Raw genomic sequence first — 21,786 nt, 5'->3', positions numbered from 1 at the left:
CGCCTGTTCATTTTGCCGCGCTCATAGCCTGTTTTTTGCAAATGCGAAAGGGGCAAAGCAGTAAGACACCGCTTTGCCATAAATGAAATCGGCGTAAATCGGCAGAAAACCGACCGGCTTCATCAAAGTTTCACAAAGGTCAGGCGGCAAGTCCGCGCTTTTTCAGCATGGCGTCCGGGCTCGGCAGACGACCACGAAAGGCCTTGTAGGTCTCTTCCGGATCGACAGCGCCGCCAATGGCATAGACATGCGTCTTCAGCCGTTCCGCCATGGCAGGGTCGAAGACATTGCCGGTTTCCTCAAAGGCTTCGAAAGCATCGGCGTCGAGCACTTCCGACCACATGTAGGAATAATAGCCGGCTGAATAGCCGTCACCGGAAAACACATGCTGGAAATGCGGCGTGGCATGGCGCATGACGATGGCTGACGGCATGCCGATCCTGGAAAGCACCTCTTTCTGCACCGCCATCGGATCGTCCACCTCGCCTTCATGGGTGTGGAAGGCCATATCCACCAGTGCGGAAGAGGTGAACTCCACCGTGTCGAAACCGGCATTGAAGGTCTGTGCCGCCAGAACCTTGTCGAGCAGGGCCTCAGGCATCGGTTCGCCGGTTTTATAATGAACCGCATAGGTTTTGAGAACATCCGGCACGGTCAGCCAGTGTTCGTAAAGCTGCGAGGGCAGCTCGACGAAATCGCGCGACACGCCTGTGCCGGAGACGGAGGGATAGGTGACATCCGACAACATGCCGTGCAGCGCATGACCGAATTCGTGAAACAGCGTGCGGGCGTCATCGAGCGAAAGCAGTGCCGGCTTGCCTTCTGCCGGTTTGGCGAAATTGCAGACATTATAGATGATCGGCAATTCGCCTGCCGCACCATTTTTCAAGGTCAGCCGGTGCTGTGACTGGAAGGAACTCATCCAGGCACCCGAGCGCTTCGACGAACGGGCGAAATAATCGCCGAGGAACAGCGCTTTCAGGCTGCCATCAAGATTGCGGATTTCATAAACGCGGACATCCGGGTGATAGCCGGTGATGTCCGAGCGAGCAACAGCCTTGATCGCGAAGAGTTTTTCGGCAACGGCGAAGCAGGCCTCGATGATCTTTTCCAGTTGCAGATAGGGCTTGAGCTCAGCTTCGGAGAAATTGAACCGTTCACTGCGCAGCTTTTCCGCATAATAGCGCCAGTCCCAGGGGGCGACCGCATGGTTCTTGCCCTCGGCGGCAATCAGAGTTTCGAGATCAGCCTCTTCCTTTTTCGCCTGGCTGACGGCCTTGTCCCAGACCCGCATCAAGAGGGTGTTCACCGCCTCCGGCGTCTTGGCCATGGTGTTGTCGAGCTTGTAGGCGGCGAAATTGGCGTAGCCGAGCAGAGTGGCTTTCTCCTTGCGCAGCGAAAGCGTTTCCTTGACGATGGCGCGATTGTCGCGTTCGCCGCCATTTTCGCCCCGCGCCACCCAGGCCTTGAAGGCGATTTCGCGCAGATCACGGCGCTCGGAAAAGGTCAGAAAGGGTACGATCACCGAGCGCGACAGGGTCACCGCATAGGCCTCGCCCTTGCCGCGTGCCTTGGCGGCTGCGGCCATGGCGTCGAGCAGAAATTCCGGCAGACCGGCAAGTTCCTCTTCTTTTTCAAGCGGCAACGCCCAGCTCGATTCGTCGCCCAGCACATTCTGGCCGAAATTGGCGCCAAGGCTGGCCAGCCGCTCGTTGATCGCCGCCAGCCGTTCCTGCTGGTCCTTGGCCAGTTTTGCGCCCGAACGGACAAAGCCTTTCCAGTGGCGCTCCAGCACACGGGTCTGTTCCAGCGTCAGACCCAGCGTATCGCGCGCCTGCCACAGCGCATCGACGCGGGCAAAAAGAGCGGCATTCATGCTGATTTTCGAGTAATGACGCGACAGTTTCGGCGCAATGTCACGCTCCAGCGCCTGGATCGTGCTGTTGGTGTCAGCGCCCGCCTTGTTCCAGAAGAGAGCTGAGACGCGCGACAACCCGTCGCCTGCGATTTCCAGTGCGGTAATGGTGTTGTCGAAGGTGGGTGCTTGCGGATTTCCGGCGATCTCGTCGATTTCCGCTGCATGGTTGAGCAGGGCCGCCTCGAAAGCCGGGGCGAAATCCTCGTCACGGATGGCGTCGAAACGCGGCAATCCATGCTGTCCGGTCCAGGATGTCAGGGTTTCATAGGCGTTTGCGGCAGAACTCATGGGGCATATCCTTCTCGTCTTTCAGATCAGATATAGGACATTCCACGGCAAACGCGAACCCGAATTTGGAAATTCGCGGCAATGTGGAAGGGCACGTTGCCCTTTCTCCCTCATGCTCGGGCCTGACCCGAGCATGTGCCGGGATTTACCGCGCGCAGGACGTTTCGCGTGTATGAAACTCCCTCCACGTCGTCCCGGTCGAGTATGTCTGCCAAGCAAGGCAGATCCTCGCCACAAGGGCGAGGATGACGTCGAGAAAGGCAGAACCGGTTTGCAGGAAGAAGGCCCTTACTTGCCGAGATTGCGCTTGGCGAGTGTACGCAGGCGCAGCGCATTGAGCTTGATGAAGCCGGCGGCGTCCTTCTGGTCGTAAGCGCCCTGATCGTCCTCGAAGGTGACGAGCGTGTCGGAATAGAGCGACTTGTCGCTCTCGCGGCCGATGACCATGACATTGCCCTTGTAGAGCTTCAGCGTCACTTCGCCCTCGACATGTTCCTGGCTCTTGTCGATCAGCGCCTGCAACATTTCGCGCTCCGGCGAGAACCAGAAACCGTAATAGATGAGTTCGGCATAGCGCGGCATCAACTCATCCTTGAGGTGAGCGGCACCCCGGTCGAGCGTGATGCTTTCAATGGCGCGGTGGGCAGCAAGCAGGATGGTGCCACCGGGGGTCTCGTAGACGCCGCGGCTCTTCATGCCGACGAAGCGGTTTTCAACCAGATCGAGGCGGCCGATGCCGTTGTCGCGGCCATAATTGTTCAGCTCGGCCAGAAGCGTCGCGGGCGACATTTCAACGCCGTTGATCGAGCAGGCATCGCCCTTGCGGAAGCCGATCTTGATGACGGTCGCCTTGTCGGGAGCGGCCTCCGGCGAAATCGTGCGCATATGCACATATTCCGGTGCTTCCTTGGAGGGATCTTCCAGAACCTTGCCCTCGGAGGAGGAGTGCAGCAGGTTGGCGTCAACGGAGAAAGGGGCTTCGCCCTTCTTGTCCTTGGCGACAGGAATCTGATGTTCTTCGGCAAAGTTCAGAAGGTCGGTACGGCTCTTGAACGACCAGTCGCGCCACGGCGCGATGATCTTGATGTCGGGGTTGAGTGCATAGGCCGACATTTCGAAACGCACCTGATCATTGCCCTTGCCGGTTGCGCCGTGGGCAATGGCGTCGGCGCCGGTCTTTTTGGCGATTTCGATGAGGTGCTTGGAGATCAGCGGCCGGGCAATCGAGGTGCCGAGCAGATAGACGCCTTCATAGACGGCATTGGCGCGGAACATCGGGAAGACGAAATCGCGGACGAATTCCTCGCGCACGTCTTCGATGAAAATTTCCTTGATGCCGAGCATTTCGGCCTTCTTGCGCGCCGGTTCCAGTTCCTCGCCCTGGCCGAGATCGGCGGTAAAGGTCACGACCTCCGCTCCGAGTTCGGTTTGCAGCCATTTCAGGATGATCGAGGTGTCGAGACCGCCGGAATAGGCGAGAACGACTTTTTTCACGTCTTTGGGAAGCGCCATGAGAGAAGGTCCGTCTGTTGCAAGGAAAGGGCTTTGGTCAGGCCCGGTCATGTCTTCTTTTATCCGCTTTCAATCGTCGTGCAAGGCATAAGCAGTGTTTGGGCAGGAGCGTTTTGCCGCGATGCTATCAGCCAGCCCATTCGCCCAGCCATTGCCAGGTCCTGTGCCCGGTTCTCATCCAGGTCATTTGAATGTCGCAAAAACTGTCCCATATGGTTCACTCGACAATCAACGAAACAGGAGGATGAAGCATGACGGAATATTCCTCGGTGATTGCAAAGGACAAGGTTGCCGTGGTGACGGGCGCTGCCTCCGGCATTGGCCTTGCCGCGGCAAAGGCTTTTGCCAAGGCTGGCATGTGCGTGGTGCTTGCAGATCTTCCCGGCGACAGACTGGCGGAGGCCCGCAAGCAGGTTGCCGGTCTTTCCGCCGATCCGGATCACGATATCGTCGCCATCGAAACCGATGTCAGCAAACTGGATGAGCTGGAGGCGCTGGAACGGGCCGTTTTGCAGCGGTTTGGCCGGGTGCATCTTCTGATGAACAATGCCGGCATCCAGCCGGGGTCGAGCCTGTTTGGCCCGAAAATGAACTGGGACAATGTGCTTTCCGTCAACCTGATGGGCGTCATCCATGGCACACGGGTTTTTGCCCCCGGCATGATCGGCCATGCGGAGGCGGCGATGATCATCAATACCGGCTCGAAACAGGGCATCACCACGCCGCCGGGCGATCCGGCCTATAATGTCGCCAAGGCGGGGGTGAAGGTGTTTACCGAGGCGCTGGAGCATGAATTGCGCAACACGCCCGGCTGCACCGTGTCGGCGCATCTGCTGATCCCGGGCTTCGTCTTCACCGGCCTGACGGCCAATGGCCGCACGGAACGGCCGGCAGGGGCCTGGACGCCGGAAGAAACAGTGGATTTCATGCTGGAAAGCCTGAAGCGCGGAGATTTCTATATTCTCTGCCCGGACAATGATGTCGATCGCAAAACCGATGAAAAGCGCATGGCCTGGGCCATGGGCGACATCATCGAAAACCGTCCGCCGCTGTCGCGCTGGCATCCCGATTATGCCGATGCCTTTCGCGTTCATCTGACGAAATGATACCGACAGATCCGACGCACTGGAACGTCGGACAATGATGCTCCTATGGCAAACAGAAAGGGCGGCCCGAAAGCCGCCCTTTTGTCATTCTTGATCCTGTCGATTAACGGCGGTCGCCGAGGAAACGCAGCAGGAACATGAACAGGTTGATAAAGTCGAGGTAAAGCGTCAGCGCACCCATGATCGCCTTGCGGGAGGCGACTTCATAGCCATCACGCTCGTAATACATTTCCTTGATCTTCTGCGTGTCATAGGCGGTCAGACCGGCAAAAATCACCACGCCCAGGATCGAGATGGCAAAAGCCACCGCAGAAGATTGCAGGAAAATATTGACCAGCGAGGCAATGATCACGCCGAACAGGCCCATGATCATGAAGGAGCCGATGGCGCTCAGATCACGTTTCGTCGTGTAGCCATAAAGCGACAGCGCGCCGAAGGAGGCCGCGGTGACGAAGAAGGTCTGGACGATGCTCTGGCCGGTATAAATCAGCGCCAGCGACGACAGCGACAGACCGACAAGGGCGGCATAGGCCCAGAAGGTGGTTTGAGCTGCGGAAACGCTCATGGAATTGATCCTGAAACTCAGGAAGAACACCAGAGCCACGGGAGCGAAAATGACCACCCACTTCAACGGGCTGACGTAAATCGCCTGACCGAAGGCTGTCAGCTGCCCGTTGTCGATCGCGAACTGAAATGCCAGAAAAGCAGCGATGCCGGTAATCGCCAGACCGAGCGCCATCAGGTTATACACCTTGAGCATGTAAGCGCGCAGGCCCTGATCGATCACCTCGGCGGAACGAGCGCCGCTGCGAGCCTGATAGTTGCGAAAGTCAGACATTGTTTCCTCTCAATTAAGTTCCGTTTCTGTCACGTTTCGGGGCTTTCCTGTGCGGATAAGGCCGAGCGCGGCTGCGGAACTTCAGCTTTGCCGGTAATAATATGTGAGTCCTTGGATCAAGATACAAGAGGCGAAAGCTTAAACTCTTGTCATGATCGCGTGACAGGATCTATCCCACCCCTCTACGCTATAACTCCCTGAGCACCGGGGCCGCTTTCTGGCCCAGAACACGCCAGGTGCCGATCAGGCCGATGCCGATGGTGGCAATCAGCGCCACTGCCACGGTGGCAATAGCCACGGTTGGCAAAAACACCGCCGGCAGTTTCATGATCTGGTTGACGACAAACCAGCCGGCGATACTGCCCGCCATCAGCGCAAACAAACCGGTTGACAATCCAAGCAGCAGATATTCGTAGGTGAAAGCGCGGATCAGCATCATGCGGGTTGCACCGAGCGTCTTCAAAACGACGGCATCATGGGTGCGGCTGCGATTTCCGGCGGCAAGGGCCCCGGACAGAACCAGAACCGAGGAAAACAGCGCAATGGCGGCCGCCGCCCGGATTGCCTCGCCCAGTTGGCCAAGAATGTCGTTGACGACGCTGAGCGCTTCCTTCACCCGTACACTGGTGATCGTCGGATAGGTTCTGGTCACGGTTCTGACAATATCGGCTTCTTCCTGCGGACCGGCTGCCGGATCGGTCAATGTCGCGATCCAGGCATGGGGTGCACCGGCAAAGGTGTTGGGCGAGAAGATCATGACGAAGTTGATCGACAGGGATTGCCAGTTCACCTTGCGGAAATTGGCGATTTTCGCCGTGACGGTCCGGCCCAGAACATTCACGGTAACAGTGTCGCCTAGCTTCAGCCCCAGTGCCTTGCCTTCCGTTTCAGAGAAGGAGACAAGCGGCTCTCCCTTGTAATCGGGCGCCCACCATGCACCTTCGCTGACGGTCGCATTTTTCGGCGGTTCAGCGGCATAGGTAATGCCGCGATCGCCGCGCAGCACCCAACGACCTTCGGAGGGAACATTTTTGGCGTGCACTTCCGTTCCGTCAAGCGCCACGATCCGGCCCCGCAACATCGGCACCTCCTCGATCCGTCCGGCGGGATCGAGCTTTTTCACCAATGAACGAAACCCCTCAAGCTGATCGCGCTGAATGTCGATGAAAAAGAAATTCGGGGCTTTTTCGGCCAGCTCACCACTCAGATTGCGGCGCAGATTGCCATCGATCATCGAGATCGACACCAGCAACGCCAGCCCGAGGCCAAGCGACAGAATGACCGAGGAGGTCAAGGCGCCGGGTCGGTAGATATTGCCGATGGCAAGCCTGAGCGCCGGAGAAGGCAGGCGTGGGCTCTTGCGCGCCAGCGCGGCCACGCCCCAGGCAACGGCGCGCAAAACGGCAAAGCTTGCTGCCATGGCAATGAGGAAGAAAATTGCCAGCCGCCGGTCATAGGCTGTGATCACCGCCAGAAGGCCAAGCGCCCCGATGGCAAGCCCCGCGGCCACAACATAAGGCCAGGACGGCAGGCGACGCGCCTCAAATCCCTGTTCGCGAAACAGGGCGGTGGCCGGAACCTCCCGCGCCCGTCCAAGCGGCATCAGCGCAAAGGCGAGTGTTGTCAGCGCGCCGAAGACGAGTGCCAGCAGCAATGCGCCGGGATACAGGGAAAGATCGGGGTGGATCGGCAGGAATTGTGCCAAATAGTAACAGGCGATCCAGGGCGAGACCGCGCCCAGGAGAAGCCCGGCGGCTATGCCGAGACTGGCGACCAGCATGATCTGGAACAGATAAACTGCAACCACGGTAAAGGCGGGTGCGCCCAGACATTTGAGCGTGGCGATGACGCTGCGTTTGCTGTCGAGAAAGGCGCGCACCGCATTGGCCACGCCCACACCACCGACAATCAGCGCGGTCAGGCCGACCAGCGTGAGAAATTGCGAAAAGCGGGTGATGTTATCGGTCAGGCCGGGCGCTGCATTGTAACGGGTGCGGGTTGCCCATCCGGCATCCGGGAAGCGCTCATTTGCTGCCTTTTCAAGGGTTTTGACCGGCAGAGCACCAGGCCCGAGCCGGATCTTGTAGGCATATTGCACCAGGCTGCCGGTCTGGATCAGATGCGTGTTCTTCAGGGCTGCGGCAGCGACCAGAATGCGCGGGGCAAACCCTATTCCATCGGAGGCGGCATCCGGCTCTGTTGCCACCGTTCCGGTAATGACGAAAGGGGCAGCGCCGATCATCAGGGTATCGCCGAGCTTCAACCGCAGCCGGTCGAGAAGCAGCGGAGCGACCACAGCACCATAGCCTTCCGGTGTTTCCGCCAGAAGTGTGGAGAGAGGCTTGTCAGGACTGGCGACAAAATGACCATAAAGAGGATAGGCCTGATCCACGGCCTTGATGTCCACCAGCGCCTGATCGGAGCCGTCGCTCAGCCTGGCCATGGAGCGCAGACTGGTTGTGACCGTCAGTTTTCCCAGGCTTTGCAGATAGCCCAGCTCCTCAGGGCTGGCGGGGCGGTTGGTCAGTTCGAAGCGGATATCGCCGCCCAGCAGAGTCTGGCCCTGATTCTCGATGGAACGGGTGATGGCGGTGGACACCGAATTGACCGCCGCAATCGATCCCGTGCCAAGGGCGATACAGGCGAGAAAGATGTAAAATCCTTTCAGCCCGCCGCGCAATTCGCGCAAGGCCAGCCGGAAAGCTGTCTTCAGGCGGCGCACCATCGGAGCACTCATGCCGGAAGCGCCTTGCGGTCGCCCTCCCGGATACTGTCGCCTGTCTGTTCGATGCGCCCGGATCGCACCTTGATCTGTCTTTCGCAACGCGAGGCAAGGCTGACGTCATGGGTGACCAGCACCAGCGTCATGCGCCGCTCCACCTGTTTGGCAAAGAGAAGATCGGCGATCTGGCGGCCCGTGGCGCCATCGAGATTGCCGGTCGGTTCGTCGGCAATCAGCACCGAAGGCGATGGGGCAAGCGCGCGGGCAATCGCTACGCGCTGCTGTTCTCCGCCGGAGAGCTGGCCTGGATAATGGCCGAGACGTTCACCAAGGCCGACGGCCTGCAATTCCTTGCGGGCAATATCGAAGGCATGGGGCACATTGGCCAGCTCCAGCGGCACGGCGACATTTTCGAGTGCCGTCATATTGGCGATCAGATGAAAGGACTGAAAGACGATGCCGATATTGCGGCCGCGAAAATCGGCCACCGCATCCTCGCTCATCGCATGGAGGGGTGTGTCCTTCACATGAATTTCCCCCGAATCAAGCCGCTCCAGACCGGCCATGACCATCAGAAGTGTGGATTTTCCCGATCCCGATGGGCCGACAATGCCGACTGACAGGCCTTCGGCGATGTCGAGATCGATGCTTTTCAGCACATGCACGCGGGCCGCTCCCGATCCGAGTGTAAGATCGGCTCTGCGTAACTGAATGATCGTTTTGCTCACGCGCTTTAGGCCCTATATAGAGTAAAGTGAACATCCGCACCGCGGGGTTATGGTTCCCATGAACTTAGGACAGTTCTCATGCATCTTAAAGCAGGCCGTCTCCACTTCGCAATCTTTCTTGTGTCCGGTCTGCTGGGCGTTTGCGCGCTTTCGCCAGCAGCCACGGCGCAGGATTCCAGCTCAAACCCGGTCGCCGTTCAGGCGCCGGTGGCAAATCCTGGGCAGGACCAGCCACCTGCGTCTGCCCTTGCGCCGTTACAAAACAATGACGACACCATCACCGATGTCCCGGTGACCGAACGGCAAGTGCAGATCATCGGCCTCGGCGACAGTCTGATGGCTGGCTATCAGCTTCCCGGCGATCAATCCCTGACCAGCCAGCTGGAAAAAGCGCTGCAGGACAAGGGGCTCAATGTCAGCATCGGCGATGCCGGCGTATCGGGCGACACCAGCGAGGGCGGTCTGTCACGGGTAGACTGGTCTGTTCCCGACGGGACCGATGGCGTCATTCTCGAACTGGGCGCCAATGATGCGCTGCGTGGCATTGCCCCGGAGGAAACCGAGCGCAATCTTGCCGCCATCATCCAGAAACTGCAGGCGCGCAAGATCGCCGTGCTGCTGGTCGGCATGATTGCCCCGCCGAATATGGGCGTGGATTATGGTCGCCGCTTCAATCCGATCTACAAGCGTCTGGCGGACAAATATCATCTGGCCTTCTATCCCTTCATTCTGCAAGGAGTTGCGACCAATCCGAAACTCAAACTCTCCGATGGCATGCATCCCAATGCCGAGGGGGTGAAGGTCATGGTCCACAATATGCTTCCCACGGTGTTGAGCTTCGCAAAAGCTTTGGCGGATAAACATAATTAGGGACTTGTTTACCGTTAAGAAGCATGATTCGATTCAGGTCAGGCGTTGGTGAAGTGCCGCTACCGGTTCGCAAGCGCCTGAACAGCATTTGCATTCAATTCGGGGAGCTCGCCATGCCGAGATTGTTTACTGCCCTCGAAATTCCGCGCAATGCGGCGTTGAGCCTGTCTTTGTTGCGCGGCGGTCTTCCGGGAGCCCGGTGGATCGATGTGGAAAACTATCACATCACCTTGCGCTTTATCGGAGACGTGGATGGCCGCACGGCAGACGAGATCGTCGACCGTCTGGACCGGATCGACCGGCCCGAATTTTCCCTCAGCCTGAACGGCATCGGTTCTTTCGGTTCGAAAAAGCCACATTCCATCTGGGCTGGCGTAACGCAAAATGCCGAGATGAGCGCGTTGCAAGGTGAAATAGAGCGGATCTGTCAGCGCATCGGCCTGCCGCCGGATCCCAGAAAATTCACGCCGCATGTGACGCTGGCGCGGTTGAAGTCAGCACGGCTTGACGATGTCATTCACTACCTTTCAGGGCGCGGCAATTTCCAGACCGCGCCCTTTCTCGTTTCGCGCTTCGTTCTTTTGTCCTCGCGCGAATCGGTGGGTGGCGGGCCTTATCTCACGGAAGAGGCGTTTCCACTCTATGAGTCGCGCGCCAAAGCCAATTTTGCCACCAGTCTTGAGCATCCCTGGTGAAGCAGGCCAAAGACGGTATCGAAACCGCTTTTTTCGCCATAATAGGGGTCTGGAATATCCATGTCCCGCTCAAGCGTTGCACGACTGAAAAGGTCGATGACGCCTTTTACGTCGGCTGAATGCGCGGTCAGGGCGGCAAGTGTCTTCTGATCCATGGCGAGAATGAGATCATGGCGCTGCAAGAGCGGGCCGGTGACCTGCTGAGCCCGCTGGCGAGAGAGGTCAATGCCGTGACGGGCGGCCGTTTCGATGGCGCGACGATCCGGCGCTTCGCCGATATGCCAGGGGCCGGTTCCAGCTGACGCGCACTCTATGTCATGCTCCAGCCCCGATTGGCTGGCAAGATGGCGAAATATGCCTTCCGCCATGGGGGAACGGCAGATATTGCCGAGACAGACAAACAGCACGGATGTGACCGGCATGACCCCTCTCATGAGACTGAACGTGGATTGACGATGCAGTATGAACAGCTGAATAGAGATGCAATAGAGGCAGGACTGAAAAATCTTTCCGGCTGGTCGCTCACCGACAACGGCAAGGTGATTGTCAAGACCTTTCAGTTCAAGGATTTCAAGGCGGCCTTCGGCTTCATGACGCAATGCGCCCTGATGGCTGAAAAGATGAACCATCACCCGGAATGGATGAATGTCTATGCGACGGTGACGGTCCGCCTGACAACCCATGCAACGGGTGGCCTGACCCGGCATGATCTTGATCTGGCCGCAGCAATGAATGGCCTGATCGCAGACGCATGATTGAAATTGCAGATGGTGCATCCCAGATAAATCCAGTGCCCCGATAGCCGATGACCTGTGAAGGATGGCCGGGCAAGAGAGATGCGTCATGGATGATGTGAAGATCGGTGAGATCCTGCTGCCCGGCAGCGAGGAAGAGCAGGCCCGTCAGGAAAAAACCGTTCGCAGCCGCTTCTGGCCGGTGATGAAGAAAGCGGTCCGGCATATCCCGTTCAGCCGGGATGTGATTGCCGCTTTTTATTGCGCTACGGATCGGCAGACGCCGCTCAGGGTAAGAGGAATTCTTCTGGCTGCTCTGGCCTATTTCGTCATGCCCTTCGATGCTGTGCCGGATTTTTTGGGATTTCTCGGTTTCACCGACGATATTGCCGTTCTGACCATGGCGCTATCGCTGATCGACGGACATATTCGCGAGCATCATTATGCTGCAGCCGATCAGGCCCTGGCCGATGGTGTCGACGGGAACAGGAGCGCTGACCGATAGGTTCAGCACCTATCCTCGCCACATTGTGAAGTGTCATGTTCCTGACCGGACCTTATCAGTCCAATTCCTGCCGAAATCCTTGTGTTGGTGAGCCGGCAACTGTGAAATCCGTATCAATTCTGTGTCCTGTTTTCGTTTCCAGGTCTCTGTCAGCGCGGTAAAAGCCGGTTTCTGTCTCTCATTGGAGCTGCGTTGACACTTTGGTAACCTAAATTAAGTCACATTGAGGAGGATGACGTGGCTGGTGCAGGCGACGGATCCGTCTGGATCTTGCATCTTACTGGCATGAGGGCAAAGCGGAAAACCGGCTGAGCCTATGATATGCGGCAAGCAAAACAGGGTGCGTGTCTGTGACGTCAGTCGGGGCAGATGCGTTCCGGTCTTTGATGATCGACGAAAAAAGCGGCAGGAAAAAAATGTTTATCAAAAGAATTGCAACCGCCCTTGCACTGAGTGTGGCCATTGGCGGCGTGGCCATGGCGCAGGCGCCCAGCCCGACACGTATCGAGCAGTTCAAGGCCTGGGGCGCCTATTCTTACAAACAAGGCAAGAACACGGTCTGCTATGTGCTGTCGGTGCCGACGGACAAGCAACCGGCTTCGGTCAATCATGGCGATGTGTTCTTCATCGTTTCGCAGCGTCCAGGCCAGAATATCTCCTATGAGCCGCAGGCCATGGTGGGCTATCCGCTGAAAGAAGGCTCCAAGGTGACGGTGAAGGTCGATACCAAGAGCTTCATCATGTTCACCAAGGACAATTCCGCCTGGGTTGAAAATGCAGCGCAGGAGCCGGAATTGGTGGCGGCGATGAAATCCGGCAAAACCATGTCGGTCGCTGCCGTTTCCTCACGCGGCACCAATACGTCCTATACCTTCTCGCTTCAGGGTATTTCCGATTCCTTGAAGCGCATCGAAAAGTGCAAGTAAGCTTTTTGATCGGATTGTGATGATTCCTCTGGAATGAAGGGCCGGTGACGGCCCTTTTTCCGTTTGTATCCTCCCTGGCCGATCGACTGTGTTGACGGTCGCGAAAACCGTGCTCTTGTTTTTGTCACTCTTTCAAGGGGTGACGGGAGGCCTTTTTGATGATAAAGGGCTCGGCAATCGTGCCTTATGCTCGATCCGCCAATCCTGTTTTGTGCAAGCGAAGAGATTGACCTGCCCCCTTTCCTGCCGATGTCAGGAAATGGTGTTCCGGTTTCCGCATCATTGCCCGGATTGGCTTCGGCTTAAGAAATTCTACAACACATTTACAGCGCCGTGCGCCAAATATGGCGCACAAAGGTCGCTGTAACACTTTTAATCTGCTGCATAATTCCTTAAATCGATTCCGATTTAAGGAATTATGCAGTAAAATCTTACAGCATCTTATGTTCGCTTGATAAAAGGCATGATGCTGTTGTGACGAGGATAACCATGGCAGCTCTGGAGATGGCCATCGACCGGTCCGGTTCCCCCATGACCGCTGGCGCTATAGGCAGCGAAAAACCCTGTCTCATTGGCGCAACGCGCGAAGAGATGGGCGAGATGCTGCGCTCCATCGGGGTGGCCGACAGACAGATCCGCATGCGTGTTTCACAATTGTGGAACTGGCTTTATGTGCGTGGCGTGTCCGATTTCGATCACATGACCAATGTTGCCAAGGAACTCAGGGAAAAGCTGAAGGCGAATTTCTCCATTGCCCGGCCTGAGATCGTTCAGGAGCAGGTTTCCAATGATGGCACCCGCAAATGGCTGTTGCGGTTCCCGCCGCGCGGTGCGGGGCGGCCCGTCGAGGTGGAGTGCGTCTATATTCCCGAAGAAGGGCGTGGCACGCTGTGCATTTCCAGTCAGGTCGGCTGCACGCTGACCTGCACCTTCTGTCATACCGGCACACAAAAACTGGTGCGCAATCTCACGGCGGAAGAAATTCTCTCCCAGCTTCTCCTCGCCCGCGACCGACTGGGCGATTTTCCCGACCGCGACGTGCCTGTCGGTGCAATGATCCCGGCGGAAGGCCGCAAGATCACCAATATCGTCATGATGGGCATGGGCGAACCGCTCTACAATTTCGACAATGTCAAGAAAGCCTTGCTGATCGCATCCGATGGCGATGGTCTGTCGCTGTCGAAGCGGCGTATCACGCTCTCCACCTCAGGTGTCGTGCCGGAAATTTTCCGCACGGGTGAGGAAATCGGCGTCATGCTGGCGATATCGCTGCATGCCGTGCGCGACGAGTTGCGCGACATGCTGGTGCCGATCAACAAGAAATATCCGTTGAAAGAACTGCTCGACGCCTGTCGCGCCTATCCGGGCCTGTCCAATGCAAGGCGCATCACTTTCGAATATGTGATGCTCAAGGATGTGAATGACAGTCTTGACGATGCCAAGCTGCTGGTTCAACTGCTCAAGGGCATTCCGGCCAAGATCAATCTCATTCCCTTCAATCCCTGGCCCGGCACCAATTATCAGTGTTCTGACTGGGCAACGATCGAGCGCTTTGCCGATTTCATCAATCAGGCCGGCTATGCCTCGCCGATCCGCACGCCGAGGGGTCGCGATATTCTGGCGGCTTGTGGGCAGTTGAAATCGGAATCGGAACGCATGCGCAAGACCGAACGTCTCGCCTATGAGGCGATGATGATTGTCGGTCACGGCGAGGACGATTGATCACTGCGCCACTGACTTACATTATCGGGCCTGCGTCATCAGGATCTTGACGGCAAACAGTGAAAAGACGCCGGCAAAGGTATAATCGATGCCGCGCAAAACCTGCGGATTGCGTTGCAGCCAGTCCGACAACCTGTGTGCCGTCAGAACGATGGCGATGGTGATGGGCAGGGATATCAGCATGAACCAGAAGCCTAAAAACAAAAGCTTGCCGGTCACATGCGGGTCATGGGCGCTCACGAACTGCGGCAGGAAGGTCATGAAGAAAATAATGACCTTGGGATTGAGCAGATTGACCCATATGCCATTGAGGAATGCGGCCTTGGCGGTGCCCTTGCTACCGCCTTCGGGTCTTGCAGTGAATTTCGAACCTTTGCGGACCGCCTGAATGGCCAGCCAGCCGAGATAGGCCGCGCCGCCGCTTTTAAGCACCAGAAAGGCCGTGGGCGAAGCAATGATCAGGGCTGAAACGCCGAAAGCGACCAGCATGGTGTGCACAGTAATGCCGAGATTGGTGCCAATCAGCACAGCAAGACCAGCAAGCCGACCATCGCGAAGGGATCGGCTAATCGAAAGCGTCATGTCCGGTCCGGGCGTTGCCGCAAGAAGCAGGCAGGCGGCACTGAAAGCGGCTAGCGTCGGAAGGCTTGGAATGAAGTCCATATCTGCTCCGGCCCGCTGGGTTCCGCCTTCAAACAGGCTTGATCGAAGGCCATCCCAGCAGCTTTTTAACATCAACGCGTCCCCATGCGCCTTTTCAACGCATGATGTCTATTCATAAATCTGAATAAGCGTGAGCCGGGTTTTATCGCAAGCCTTATTCGACCAGTTTCAGCACCTTGTCGAAAATTTTCAGAACCTGGCGTAAGTCCTGGCCGCGTTTGAGGATCATGCCATTGGCGTTCACCACGCTATAGGCACCCTGCTTGGCGGCGAGTTTGGGATTTTTCTCGATGCGGTAAAGCGGCATTTCACCGGAGCGCTTATAAACGGAAAAGACCGCCTTGTCCTTGAGATGGTCGAGCGCATAATCGCGCCACTCTCCCTCGCCGACCATGCGGCCATAAATCCAGAGAATGGCATCGAGTTCCTTGCGGTGGAAGGTCACCGGCAACGGGTCAAGATTTTGCCGGTACTCTTTCAGATCGACAACGGCGGCAGAACGCGAGGCGTTCTCCTCACCGTTTTCCTTCAGTCTTTCCGGCTGCTGATCGGTCATCAAACCTCCTTCGCTGGCCTTGTGACACTGGCATGACAGTGTGCCTCAGGAGGAAAAAAATGCAAGCTCAGAGCCGGTTTCCCTCTACTCGCTCTGCAGCTTTTATGGCGGCACCCATATCATTGCCCGCTGGAGTACAACGCGCCTATACAGATTTTGGGATGATGACAGCGTCACGATGCCAAATCCTGAGTCGTGCACTCAAAAAACAATCCGGCAAAACCCCTCAATCCCTATAGTTTTTATGTTTTGCCGCATTTCAGTCAAAACAGCGTCCCATTTTTGGGTTCTAAAGCATATCTCTTCTTCAGCTGACGCGTTGGCGTCAGGGTCCGGTCTGGTACATTGACCCTTACCCCCAGCCCCCTAATGTACGGGCCGGACCTCATGAAGAGGCGATTTTCATCTGTATGACATTCTGTGTCTTGGCGCCGCCTCTGCGTGGCCGTTATCGCCTGTCTTTCCCTTATTCGTCAGTATCGGATGTAGCGCTTGCATTGATCAGACCGTTTTGCGGCTGATTGGCCTGTGGCGCCATGACCATGGTCGCGCCCAGAATCTTGCCGGGATCGCCATTTGCGTCCGAAGTTTGCAGCAATACGGCAAAGCCATCGCAATCTTCCGTGCGCAACACCTTGGATGGCAGGGTCAGATGCATATCCGCACCGCGCCACAGACCGACAGACTGAATATCCTTGACGCTGTTCCAGTAGGTGAGATGCTTGCCCTTGTTTTCGCCCTTGAGGACGTCAACATCCTTCTTGCGGGTGAAATAGACAACCACCACATCGGCCTTGCCGCTGCCTGAACCGAGATTGATCAGAACCTCATCACCCTTGATCGCGGCAGAGACTTTCACCGTCAATCCATTGCCCTGCTGCTTGAGGGTGTTGAGTTCGCCGGAAAGATGCGCTGCATCTGTTCCCTTCATCTGCATCTGGCCATTGACCACAGCCTGCGGCGTATAGACCCCGCTGCGCCCAAAACTGCGCGCATAGGCATATTGCCGGGCCGTGTTGCCGGAAGAGCCCAACGTGTCGCGCCAGCCACGATAATTCCAGTAATCGACATGATAGGACAGGGCCACGAGCGCCGGATTTTTCGCGAGGCTTTCAAATACCTTGTCTGCGGGAGGGCAGGAAATGCATCCTTGAGATGTGAACAACTCGATGACCCCGGATGGAGTTGTCCCGGCAGCAGGTGACATGTCTTCGGCCATGGCTGGCAGCGCCGCCATCAGGACGATCAGAAATGTCACAAGTCTCTTCACCATCATCGACATGATTCCATTTTGCTGGACATCGTCCCATCGTAAATTAAGCAGGGAACAGTCAAATTCTCAAGATGAACCCGGAATAGTCCGCACGTCATGCTGTTATGTATCCAACCGGGGAGATGGACAGCGTCGGGCCATTGGCTATCGTGAAGGCAAGAATAGGCGGTGAAACGATCAATACCAAGTCACGTTGGGGTGAGGCGTATCGAGAGTAAGCCGCCTTGTCAGAAGGTTAGCTTTGCGCATGAAAAAACCGCCGGATTACTCCGGCGGTTTCCTGTGTTTCGCAAATATGGCCGATTATGCGGCTGCGAGATCGCGCAGAACCGTCTGCAGGATGCCGCCATTGTTGACATAGGTCACTTCGTCCAGCGTATCGATGCGGCAGATCAGCGGCACTTCCTTCACCGAACCGTCGCCATAGGTGATCTTGGCGATCTTCTTCTCGCGCGGCTTGATTTCGCCGTCGAGACCTTCGATCGTCACCGTCTCGTCGCCCTTGAGGTTGAGCGAGGCCCAGGTGGTGCCTTCTTCGAAGACGAAGGGAACGACGCCCATACCGACCAGGTTCGAGCGGTGGATACGCTCGAAGGACTGCGCAACAACAGCGCGCACGCCGAGCAGGTTGGTGCCCTTGGCAGCCCAGTCACGCGAGGAGCCGTTGCCGTATTCCACGCCTGCAAAGATGACCAGCGGAACGCCTTCTGCCTTGTACTTCATGGCAGCATCGTAAATCGACATCTCTTCCTTGGACGGATAGTGGATGGTGTAGCCACCTTCCTTGCCGTTCGGGCCGAGCATGTGGTTGCGGATGCGGATATTGGCGAAGGTGCCGCGCATCATCACTTCGTGATTGCCGCGGCGCGTGCCGTACTGGTTGAAGTCGGCGACCGTCACGCCGTTCTCCATCAGGTAGGCACCCGCCGGAGACTGCGCCTTGATCGAACCGGCCGGAGAAATGTGGTCGGTGGTGATCTTGTCGCCGAAGAGGCCGAGAACGCGGGCATTGACGATGTTGTCCACGCCCTTGCCAGCCTGTTTCGCCATGCCGACGAAGTAAGGCGGGTTCTGCACATAGGTGGACTTGTCGTCCCAGGCATAGGTCTGGCCTTCCGGCACCTGCACGGCCTGCCAGTTTTCGTCGCCCTTGAACACGTCCGCATATTTGGTTTCAAAGAGTTCGCGGGTGACGTATTTCTGGATGAAATCCTGCACTTCGGCAGAGCTCGGCCAGATGTCCTTGAGGTAGACGGGGTTGCCGTTCTGATCTTCGCCGAGCGGCTCCGTCGTCAGGTCCTTCTGCACCGAACCGGCGAGCGCATAAGCGACGACGAGCGGCGGCGATGCCAGATAGTTGGCCTGAACGTCCGGAGAAATACGGCCTTCGAAGTTACGGTTGCCGGAAAGAACGCCAGCGGTGATCAGACCCTTGTCGTTGATGGTCTTGGAGATCGGGCCGGGCAGCGGGCCGGAATTGCCAATGCAGGTGGTGCAGCCGAAACCGACCAGATTGAAGCCGAGTGCATCGAGATCCTTCTGCAGACCGGACTTCGACAGATATTCGGCCACGACCTGCGATCCGGGCGCCAGCGATGTCTTGACCCACGGCTTGGACTTCAGGCCCTTGGCGGCGGCGTTGCGGGCCAGAAGGCCTGCGGCGATCAAAACGCTCGGGTTCGAGGTGTTGGTGCAGGACGTGATGGCGGCAATGCAGACATCGCCATGGCCGAGATCGAAGTTTTCACCGTCGACGGCATAGCGATTCGTCAGCTGGCCGGGCTTCTTGTAATCGCTTTCCAGCGCGGTGGCGAAGTTCGGCGCGATGGTTTCCAGCGGCAGGCGGCCTTCGGGACGCTTCGGACCGGCCATGGACGGCACGACGTCGCCGAGATCGAGTTCCAGCGTGTCGGTGAAGACGAGGTCGGAACCGTCATTGTCGCGCCACATGCCCTGTGCCTTGGAATAGGCTTCGACCAGCGCGATGCGGTCCTTGGCGCGGCCGGACATGTCGAGATAGCCGAGCGTGGCGCTGTCGACGGGGAAGAAGCCGCAGGTCGCGCCATATTCCGGGCCCATATTGCCGATGGTGGCGCGGTCGGCGACCGGCATATTGTCCATGCCCGGGCCGAAGAATTCAACGAATTTGGAAACGACGCCCTTCTTGCGCAGCATCTGCACGACGGTCAGAACGAGGTCGGTGGCGGTGACGCCTTCCTTGAGCTTGCCGGTCAGCTTGAAGCCGATGACTTCCGGCAACAGCATGGAGACCGGCTGGCCGAGCATGGCCGCTTCCGCCTCGATGCCACCCACGCCCCAGCCGAGAACGCCGAGACCGTTGATCATCGTCGTGTGGCTGTCGGTGCCGACGCAGGTGTCGGGATAGGCGATGGTTTCGCCGCCTTCTTCCTTGGTCCAGACGGTCTGGCCGAGATATTCGAAATTCACCTGGTGACAGATGCCGGTGCCCGGAGGAACCACGCGGAAATTCTTGAACGCCTGCTGGCCCCATTTCAGGAAGCGGTAGCGTTCGCCATTGCGCTGGTATTCCAGCTCGACATTCTTGGCGAAAGCCTGCGGTGTGCCGAATTCGTCAACAATAACCGAGTGGTCGATGACGAGATCGACGGGCACCAGCGGGTTGATCTTTTCCGGATCGCCACCGAGCGCCTTGATACCGTCACGCATGGCGGCAAGGTCGACGACGGCGGGAACGCCGGTGAAGTCCTGCATTAGCACGCGGGCCGGGCGATAGGCAATCTCGGCTTCGGTCTTGCCCTTGTTGACGAGCCAGGCGGCAACGGCCTCGATATCGGCCTTGGTGACGGAACGACCGTCTTCATTGCGGAGCAGGTTTTCCAGCAGCACCTTCATCGAATAGGGCAGTTTGGAAACGCCCTTGAGGCCGTTTTCCTCAGCCTTCGGAATGCTGTAATAGACATAGTCCTTGCCATCGACGGAAAGCGTCGAGCGGCAATTGAAACTGTCAAGCGATTTGGTCACGGTAAAAACCCCGCTTATTCTGATAGCCAACACAAACGTGCGGACGCCTATGCACTTCATGCACATCAGGATGCGGGTACGACCATTTCCGCTGTCCGCCCGTGAAAACTGCTCCTCGCAATCTCCAAGTTCGGCGCTAGGATGATGAACACGCCGGCCGCTGGCGTGGTTGCAGGTCTTATAGAGAATTTCTAAGAACTGTTCCAGACGGGTTAAGTGCCAAACGGAACAAATTTTTTTCAGGGCGAAGCTTCGCCGGAAAGCGGGGAGAAATGCAGCTTCTGGCCGAGGGACTTGCCGCAAAACGCGGCGGGGATTTCCTGTTTCACGGCCTCACCTTCCGGCTTGAAAGCGGGGAAGCGCTGGTTGTGACCGGGCGCAACGGCTCGGGAAAATCCACCCTGCTCAGGGTGGTTGCAGGCCTGTTGCGTCCTGAGGTGGGCAGCGTTCTTTTCTTTTCCGAATCAGCTGCAGAGCCCTTGCCCGCTTACGAAGCCTGCCACTATCTCGGCCATAAGAACGGCATGAAGGCGGAACTGACCGTGCATGAAAATCTCGACTTCTGGCGGCGCTATCTCGGCGATTTTCAGGGTGGACATGGCATGGAGATTGACGAGGCCGCCGATGCTGTCGGCCTTTCGGCGATCACCCATCTGCCCTATGGCTATCTCTCTGCGGGTCAGCAGCGGCGTTTCGCCATGGCGCGGCTGCTGATTGCCTGGCGGCCCGTCTGGCTGCTGGATGAACCGACAGCAGCCCTTGATGCACGTGCCGACCGGCTGTTTTCCGCCCTGGTGCGTGACCATCTCGACAAGGGCGGCATCGTCCTTGCCGCCACCCATCAGCCGCTCGGCCTTGGGGCGGCCAGAACCATGGAGATGAAGGGCTTTGACGACAGCGCGCTGGAGGCTGTTTTATGATCGCGCTGTTTCTTCGCGACCTGAAACTGTCGCTTCGCGCAGGCGGGGGCGCCCTGATCGGGGTGCTGTTCTTTCTCACCGTCGTTGCCGTCATTCCTTTCGGTGTCGGGCCGGATATGGCGCTTCTGGCGCGCATTGGCCCGGCCATCGTCTGGATCGGCGCGCTGCTGGCCGCGCTTCTCGGGCTTGATCGGCTGTTTCAGGCCGATCGGGACGATGGCGCGCTCGATCCGCTTTTGATGCAGGAGACGCCGCTGGTTTTGACCATCCTGGTCAAATGCCTGGCGCACTGGACGGCAACCTGCCTGCCGCTGGTGATGGCCTCGCCGCTTCTCGGCCTGTTCATGAATATGAGCGAAAAGGCCATCGGGGCGGTGATGTTGACGCTTTTCGTCGGCTCGCCTGCCATTGCGTTTATCGGAGCGGCAGGGGCCGCGGTGGCGGTGGTCTTGCCGCGCGGGGGGCTGCTGGTGTCCATTCTGGTCTTGCCGATGACGATCCCGGTCTTGATTTTCGGTGTCAGCGCCTCTTATGCGGCGGTCTCCGGCCCCGGCTCGTTTTTGACGCCATTTTTCTATCTTGTTGCGCTCACCCTGTTTTTCGCCGTGATCGGGCCGCTGGCGGCGGCCATGGCGCTGAGAAACAGCAGTGATTGACGAAACTATGCGCTTGATGGCCCGCTAGTGGTTTGATTCTGACATTTGCATTCCATTTGCGGTCCGGTCGAGAGCAAATGTCAGAATCATAAAAACCACTAGTAACTTTATGATTCTAGTGGAATTTAAGAAATTTGACATTTGAGTGCTG

Annotated in this window: 19 protein-coding genes; 9 read left to right on the top strand and 10 right to left on the bottom strand. The window is 57.7% G+C overall.

All coding sequences use genetic code 11. The features are described from left to right. Positions 1 to 139 precede the first annotated feature (139 nt). Positions 140 to 2,206: a M3 family metallopeptidase gene (locus NAC44_RS13755; RefSeq protein WP_250941635.1), complete on the bottom strand. Its 2,067-nt coding sequence runs from the start codon at positions 2,204 to 2,206 to the stop codon at positions 140 to 142. A 288-nt stretch (positions 2,207 to 2,494) separates the two neighbouring features. Beyond that, positions 2,495 to 3,718, bottom strand: coding sequence for an argininosuccinate synthase (locus NAC44_RS13750; protein WP_250941632.1), 1,224 nt, complete (start codon positions 3,716 to 3,718; stop codon positions 2,495 to 2,497). Between the two features lie 251 nt (positions 3,719 to 3,969). Between NAC44_RS13750 and NAC44_RS13745 the strand changes: the two genes are divergently transcribed. Continuing rightward, a complete protein-coding gene (locus NAC44_RS13745) occupies positions 3,970 to 4,824 on the top strand; it encodes an SDR family NAD(P)-dependent oxidoreductase (RefSeq protein WP_250941630.1) in 855 nt (284 codons plus the stop codon). Positions 4,825 to 4,927: 103 nt separating this feature from the next. On the opposite strand, the gene NAC44_RS13740 is transcribed toward NAC44_RS13745, so the two are convergent. From NAC44_RS13740 to NAC44_RS13730, 3 genes are all read right to left on the bottom strand, one after another. Beyond that, a complete protein-coding gene (locus tag NAC44_RS13740; RefSeq protein ID WP_250941628.1) occupies positions 4,928 to 5,662 on the bottom strand; it encodes a Bax inhibitor-1/YccA family protein in 735 nt (244 codons plus the stop codon). A 187-nt stretch (positions 5,663 to 5,849) separates the two neighbouring features. After that, a complete protein-coding gene (locus NAC44_RS13735) occupies positions 5,850 to 8,399 on the bottom strand; it encodes an ABC transporter permease (RefSeq protein ID WP_250941626.1) in 2,550 nt (849 codons plus the stop codon). Next, entirely contained in the window at positions 8,396 to 9,112 is a 717-nt protein-coding gene (locus tag NAC44_RS13730) for an ABC transporter ATP-binding protein (RefSeq protein ID WP_250941624.1), read from the bottom strand. The genes NAC44_RS13735 and NAC44_RS13730 overlap by 4 nt, the downstream gene beginning before the upstream one ends. Before the next feature lie 78 nt (positions 9,113 to 9,190). Between NAC44_RS13730 and NAC44_RS13725 the strand changes: the two genes are divergently transcribed. Together NAC44_RS13725 and thpR are read left to right on the top strand one after the other, a co-directional pair. Further along, positions 9,191 to 9,982 carry an arylesterase gene (locus NAC44_RS13725; protein WP_250941622.1) on the top strand — a complete coding sequence of 264 codons (792 nt, stop codon included), beginning with the start codon at positions 9,191 to 9,193 and terminating at the stop codon, positions 9,980 to 9,982. 113 nt (positions 9,983 to 10,095) lie between these two features. Beyond that, complete coding sequence (gene thpR, locus NAC44_RS13720; RefSeq protein ID WP_250941620.1) at positions 10,096 to 10,677, top strand: RNA 2',3'-cyclic phosphodiesterase; 582 nt, start codon at positions 10,096 to 10,098, stop codon at positions 10,675 to 10,677. Here the strand turns inward: thpR and NAC44_RS13715 are convergent. Next, positions 10,623 to 11,099, bottom strand: coding sequence for a low molecular weight protein-tyrosine-phosphatase (locus NAC44_RS13715; protein WP_250941618.1), 477 nt, complete (start codon positions 11,097 to 11,099; stop codon positions 10,623 to 10,625). The two genes, thpR and NAC44_RS13715, sit on opposite strands and share 55 nt — an antisense overlap. A 33-nt stretch (positions 11,100 to 11,132) precedes the next feature. Here NAC44_RS13715 and NAC44_RS13710 point away from each other — a divergent pair, with 33 nt between their 5' ends. The 4 genes from NAC44_RS13710 (at position 11,133) to rlmN (ending at position 14,564) form a co-directional block, all read left to right on the top strand. After that, entirely contained in the window at positions 11,133 to 11,432 is a 300-nt protein-coding gene (locus NAC44_RS13710) for a 4a-hydroxytetrahydrobiopterin dehydratase (RefSeq protein ID WP_250941616.1), read from the top strand. 88 nt (positions 11,433 to 11,520) lie between these two features. Next, positions 11,521 to 11,916, top strand: coding sequence for a YkvA family protein (locus NAC44_RS13705; protein WP_250941614.1), 396 nt, complete (start codon positions 11,521 to 11,523; stop codon positions 11,914 to 11,916). Positions 11,917 to 12,332: 416 nt separating this feature from the next. After that, the gene (locus NAC44_RS13700) at positions 12,333 to 12,842 is read left to right on the top strand and encodes an invasion associated locus B family protein (protein WP_250941612.1); all 510 of its coding nucleotides are present in this window, start codon (positions 12,333 to 12,335) and stop codon (positions 12,840 to 12,842) included. A 504-nt stretch (positions 12,843 to 13,346) separates the two neighbouring features. After that, positions 13,347 to 14,564, top strand: a complete 1,218-nt coding sequence (gene rlmN / locus NAC44_RS13695; RefSeq protein WP_250941899.1) for a dual-specificity RNA methyltransferase RlmN — start codon at positions 13,347 to 13,349, stop codon at positions 14,562 to 14,564. 21 nt (positions 14,565 to 14,585) lie between these two features. Here rlmN and NAC44_RS13690 read toward each other — a convergent pair whose 3' ends face one another. The 4 genes from NAC44_RS13690 to acnA all read right to left on the bottom strand — a co-directional run bounded on the left by NAC44_RS13690 (position 14,586) and on the right by acnA (position 20,059). Next, the gene (locus NAC44_RS13690; RefSeq protein WP_250941610.1) at positions 14,586 to 15,227 is read right to left on the bottom strand and encodes a LysE family translocator; all 642 of its coding nucleotides are present in this window, start codon (positions 15,225 to 15,227) and stop codon (positions 14,586 to 14,588) included. A gap of 154 nt (positions 15,228 to 15,381) precedes the next feature. Further along, on the bottom strand, positions 15,382 to 15,783 hold the full coding sequence (locus NAC44_RS13685; RefSeq protein WP_250941609.1) for a DUF2794 domain-containing protein: 402 nt from the start codon (positions 15,781 to 15,783) through the stop codon (positions 15,382 to 15,384). Between the two features lie 466 nt (positions 15,784 to 16,249). Next, positions 16,250 to 17,056 carry a DUF1223 domain-containing protein gene (locus tag NAC44_RS13680; RefSeq protein WP_250941608.1) on the bottom strand — a complete coding sequence of 269 codons (807 nt, stop codon included), beginning with the start codon at positions 17,054 to 17,056 and terminating at the stop codon, positions 16,250 to 16,252. A gap of 303 nt (positions 17,057 to 17,359) precedes the next feature. Beyond that, positions 17,360 to 20,059 carry an aconitate hydratase AcnA gene (gene acnA, locus NAC44_RS13675; protein WP_250941607.1) on the bottom strand — a complete coding sequence of 900 codons (2,700 nt, stop codon included), beginning with the start codon at positions 20,057 to 20,059 and terminating at the stop codon, positions 17,360 to 17,362. Positions 20,060 to 20,331: 272 nt separating this feature from the next. Here acnA and ccmA point away from each other — a divergent pair, with 272 nt between their 5' ends. Both ccmA and ccmB read left to right on the top strand, forming a co-directional pair. After that, a complete protein-coding gene (gene ccmA / locus NAC44_RS13670; protein ID WP_250941606.1) occupies positions 20,332 to 20,979 on the top strand; it encodes a heme ABC exporter ATP-binding protein CcmA in 648 nt (215 codons plus the stop codon). Then, entirely contained in the window at positions 20,976 to 21,635 is a 660-nt protein-coding gene (gene ccmB / locus NAC44_RS13665; RefSeq protein ID WP_250941605.1) for a heme exporter protein CcmB, read from the top strand. The genes ccmA and ccmB overlap by 4 nt, the downstream gene beginning before the upstream one ends. The last annotated feature ends 151 nt before the right edge of the window (positions 21,636 to 21,786 follow it).

Source organism: Allorhizobium sonneratiae, assembly GCF_023700755.1.
Lineage (GTDB): Bacteria > Pseudomonadota > Alphaproteobacteria > Rhizobiales > Rhizobiaceae > Allorhizobium > Allorhizobium sonneratiae.
Note: the sequence above shows the minus strand (reverse complement) of the source record. Positions and strands in the feature narration are given on the sequence as shown.

Coding starts and splice junctions, on each gene's coding strand:
- NAC44_RS13755 (WP_250941635.1), bottom strand. CDS start 2,206: ATGAGTTCTGCCGCAAACGCCTATGAAACCCTGACATCCTGGACCGGA.
- NAC44_RS13750 (WP_250941632.1), bottom strand. CDS start 3,718: ATGGCGCTTCCCAAAGACGTGAAAAAAGTCGTTCTCGCCTATTCCGGC.
- NAC44_RS13745 (WP_250941630.1), top strand. CDS start 3,970: ATGACGGAATATTCCTCGGTGATTGCAAAGGACAAGGTTGCCGTGGTG.
- NAC44_RS13740 (WP_250941628.1), bottom strand. CDS start 5,662: ATGTCTGACTTTCGCAACTATCAGGCTCGCAGCGGCGCTCGTTCCGCC.
- NAC44_RS13735 (WP_250941626.1), bottom strand. CDS start 8,399: ATGAGTGCTCCGATGGTGCGCCGCCTGAAGACAGCTTTCCGGCTGGCC.
- NAC44_RS13725 (WP_250941622.1), top strand. CDS start 9,191: ATGCATCTTAAAGCAGGCCGTCTCCACTTCGCAATCTTTCTTGTGTCC.
- thpR (WP_250941620.1), top strand. CDS start 10,096: ATGCCGAGATTGTTTACTGCCCTCGAAATTCCGCGCAATGCGGCGTTG.
- NAC44_RS13715 (WP_250941618.1), bottom strand. CDS start 11,099: ATGCCGGTCACATCCGTGCTGTTTGTCTGTCTCGGCAATATCTGCCGT.
- NAC44_RS13710 (WP_250941616.1), top strand. CDS start 11,133: ATGCAGTATGAACAGCTGAATAGAGATGCAATAGAGGCAGGACTGAAA.
- NAC44_RS13705 (WP_250941614.1), top strand. CDS start 11,521: ATGGATGATGTGAAGATCGGTGAGATCCTGCTGCCCGGCAGCGAGGAA.
- NAC44_RS13700 (WP_250941612.1), top strand. CDS start 12,333: ATGTTTATCAAAAGAATTGCAACCGCCCTTGCACTGAGTGTGGCCATT.
- rlmN (WP_250941899.1), top strand. CDS start 13,347: ATGGCCATCGACCGGTCCGGTTCCCCCATGACCGCTGGCGCTATAGGC.
- NAC44_RS13690 (WP_250941610.1), bottom strand. CDS start 15,227: ATGGACTTCATTCCAAGCCTTCCGACGCTAGCCGCTTTCAGTGCCGCC.
- NAC44_RS13685 (WP_250941609.1), bottom strand. CDS start 15,783: ATGACCGATCAGCAGCCGGAAAGACTGAAGGAAAACGGTGAGGAGAAC.
- NAC44_RS13680 (WP_250941608.1), bottom strand. CDS start 17,056: ATGGTGAAGAGACTTGTGACATTTCTGATCGTCCTGATGGCGGCGCTG.
- ccmA (WP_250941606.1), top strand. CDS start 20,332: ATGCAGCTTCTGGCCGAGGGACTTGCCGCAAAACGCGGCGGGGATTTC.
- ccmB (WP_250941605.1), top strand. CDS start 20,976: ATGATCGCGCTGTTTCTTCGCGACCTGAAACTGTCGCTTCGCGCAGGC.